Annotated in this window: 1 protein-coding gene; it reads left to right on the top strand. The window is 53.4% G+C overall.

The features are described 5' to 3' along the window. Window positions 1–21: 21 nt before the first annotated feature. Window positions 22–373: CS1 type fimbrial major subunit (locus tag WFK85_RS23465; protein WP_336710429.1), on the top strand; the 352-nt coding region annotated here is incomplete at its 3' end.

Here is a 373-nt window from a genome sequence, read left to right on the forward strand (position 1 = left end):
TGTTATCAAAAGGAATGATATATGTACGCAAAAAAAATGACTTTACTCGGTGCCCTTCTGGCGACGGCATCGGCGGTTCACGCTGCTCCTCTGCAGGTTGATTTCAACGTAGAGGCGGCGATCCCTGATACTGAGTTCTTTGTCACGCCAGTTAACGGCTGGAATGCCCAGACGCAAAAAATGGCATGGAATGCGGCGACGGGCTCTCTGGATGGATTTTCTCAGCAGCTGCAAATGAAAAATTCTGGCGGGGGCATTAAAGCCTATCTGGCCGGGCAGCCTGTGCTCAGCTCGGCCGGCGGTACGGATACTATTGATCTCCAGGTGAATATTGCCGGCCAGACGTTGCCGGTTGACGCCGTGTCAGCGGTCA

The sequence above is a fragment of the Cedecea sp. VD22 genome, from assembly GCF_037150195.1.
Classification (GTDB): domain Bacteria; phylum Pseudomonadota; class Gammaproteobacteria; order Enterobacterales; family Enterobacteriaceae; genus Cedecea.